Genomic DNA, 2,406 nt, shown 5'->3' with positions numbered 1-2,406 from the left:
CTTTCTCGGTCACTTGCTTGACCGCTTCGATCTTGAATTCTTCGGGGTAACGCTGACGACTCATGGCTCCTCCTATTTGGGCCTCATTATGAGGCTTGGAGGTGTCTACGAAACTAGGGGCGATTCATTGAGCTATACGACCAAGCACATCTTTCTTATATGCCGAATAACCTTCGTGAGGCTGCACCAAAAAATGAATGTGATTTAATTTTCCCGAACGAAACCCAATCTCTATGCCAGATTTAACAAACTTATAGAATCTTGTCTTACCTTCCGGGTCATTATAGTTATCCGGGGTTTCCGAAACGGCCGGCAACTCTCCGACTCTTCGACATAAGTCGGCGACTATTACCCCGCGTTCATCTTGACCAAGAGCCCGAACAAAATCCGACCAAGTGTTCATTATTTAATAACCCCCGTATTGCGATTTCTTTCCACTATTTTTTGAACAGCTTCATCTACTAACTTCGAATCATAACCTCTACCGCAAAAGGGGACAGATTTATTTTTTATTCAGCTAAAAATAAATCTGCCCCCTTTTCTACACTTTTCTACAGAACGGGTGCAACTTGAGTGCAGAGAGGGCGCAATCAGGGTGCAGCAGCAACTGAAAATACCGGCGCAAGAGTGCGCCGGATCACAGACAAAGCAAAATACCTGCTGATTAAGACTCTGGCAAAACCGAAAGTACTGCTTTAAAAATATAAGCTCCATCATCAACGGCTGATGATGCCTCATATATTGCTTCGGTCGCTGTCATAAGCGAATCCTCTCCACCAGCTAAGGACAGCGCCGATACAGCGCGGGCCTGGCTAAACAACTGAAGTCCTTCTTCATTTAAGTTTTGCCCTTCATCCAGGCTGTCTTGCAAGTCAAAATACTTCTCATCTAACTGTGCAGCTAAAGCATCTAGCCCAGAAACCTGATCAGTCGTGAGTTCATTACCAGATCGTAGCTGCCTAAGAGATTCGACAACAATAGGCACATCTACTGGACAGGCCTGAAAAGCAAGTTCACAAGCCACTTTTACAGCACTTCTTCGTTGTTCTTGACTGACTAACTTAAGCTTTTCTACAAGGCCTTTCTCAACCATTTCTAAACGCATAATCATAGGCAATAGGCAAAAGGGGACAGATTTATTTTTTATTCAGCTAAAAATAAATCTGTCCCCTTTTCTTCACTCCAGGCTCCAACAACAGGTGGACATGATTTGTCATCAGGCAGTAAGCATAAATTTTTATACCAAATGCGTCCTTCAGTTCCTGTAGATCATTGACGTAGCGCTGGTAGTCCTCCGCAGCAGCGAATACCACCTGTCGGTTGTGACCACGCTGAACGACGTGATGGGGGTAGTTGGGTAATACGACTCGTCCTATTCTTGGCATAGCAACCTCATTCCATTGAGGTTTTCAGCTTAGCAAAGCGAAAGAAAATAAATCTGTCCCCTTTTTCGTCATAAAGTTAACCTCACGACCTGCTTGTGAGCTTAACTCGCTAGCTAGGTCCTGCAATCCGAGAGCTTGCAAATCTCTTGCACTCAATGGGCCAGTGCGCGTTCCGCCACTTCTAACCCCGATGCCTAAAGATTGAGCACGCTGTAACAGCTCTGGACTTGCCAGTGCCACATCGAAATCGCTAACCCTTCCTGCATCAAATGCTTGTCCAGTTTTAAAACTTTGCCCTGTTACGGCGCTTCCTTGAAGAATGGGCTCTACATCTCCATAACCCGCACGGGATAAGCCATCCCTCATATCCGTACCAAAACGTGCAAAGTCATCTGCGCTTGAAAAACCACTAGGAATTACTGCCTCTTTTGCACCACCTAATTAGATAGAATCGTTATTCTCCAATGCTTGCGGCAAAAAAATGGCCGCCCTATTTAATATTTCGGTTAAGTCCTCAACACCTAAAACCACACTAGACTCTCTAGGGTAGACGGTGAAAGCAAGATCTCGTTCATCAGTCACTGCAATCTCCAAAAACGGTTCAACTTCACCTTGCAGGTACACACAAAGATATGGATAGGTGCTATGGACATCGCCAACTTTTTCAAAGATCAACTCACGCATCATTTTTGCACCCCTCTAAAGCCGATAAAATCACCAGAAGCGCTCCAGCTAGCAGCCCTCCCGTCTGGTAAAGAGTAGGTTACCCACCCATTAGGGTATCTACCACCAGCGCCAGTCGTTTTTATTCCATTTTCCAAAATATCTTGAACAGATTTTTCTGCCAAATCATTTAGCTGAGCATCTGAGCGATAGACCTGGCGTAACTCTTGCGTGGAATCAAATCCAAAATATTCCGGGTGCTTAGTAACTGCTCTACCCGCACTGGTAATAGCCTGCCCGTCTTTGAACGGCGATAAAGCGGATGCTAAAAGGCTATCTGTCGCCTCTTTTGCACCAA

2 protein-coding genes and 2 pseudogenes are annotated in these 2,406 nt (G+C 45.2%); 1 reads left to right on the top strand and 3 read right to left on the bottom strand.

The window, feature by feature from the left end; all coding sequences use genetic code 11:
- Nucleotides 1-208, top strand: a pseudogene (locus tag CKW37_RS33055) (hypothetical protein); the annotation flags it as partial.
- A gap of 456 nt (nucleotides 209-664) precedes the next feature.
- On the opposite strand, the gene CKW37_RS32505 reads toward CKW37_RS33055, so the two are convergent.
- The 3 genes and pseudogenes from CKW37_RS32505 to CKW37_RS32500 form a co-directional block, all read right to left on the bottom strand.
- Nucleotides 665-1,105, bottom strand: a complete 441-nt coding sequence (locus CKW37_RS32505) for a hypothetical protein (RefSeq protein WP_143502047.1) — start codon at nucleotides 1,103-1,105, stop codon at nucleotides 665-667.
- 76 nt (nucleotides 1,106-1,181) lie between these two features.
- A pseudogene (locus CKW37_RS19740) lies at nucleotides 1,182-1,385 on the bottom strand (transposase); the annotation flags it as partial.
- A gap of 441 nt (nucleotides 1,386-1,826) precedes the next feature.
- Nucleotides 1,827-2,069 carry a hypothetical protein gene (locus CKW37_RS32500; protein WP_143502045.1) on the bottom strand — a complete coding sequence of 81 codons (243 nt, stop codon included), beginning with the start codon at nucleotides 2,067-2,069 and terminating at the stop codon, nucleotides 1,827-1,829.
- Nucleotides 2,070-2,406 lie beyond the last annotated feature (337 nt).

Origin of the sequence: Pseudomonas sp. Irchel 3E13, assembly GCF_900187455.1 — a bacterium.
GTDB lineage: Bacteria > Pseudomonadota > Gammaproteobacteria > Pseudomonadales > Pseudomonadaceae > Aquipseudomonas.
This window is presented reverse-complemented; position numbering and strand designations above follow the sequence as displayed.

Coding starts and splice junctions, on each gene's coding strand:
- CKW37_RS32505 (WP_143502047.1), bottom strand. CDS start 1,105: ATGCGTTTAGAAATGGTTGAGAAAGGCCTTGTAGAAAAGCTTAAGTTA.
- CKW37_RS32500 (WP_143502045.1), bottom strand. CDS start 2,069: ATGCGTGAGTTGATCTTTGAAAAAGTTGGCGATGTCCATAGCACCTAT.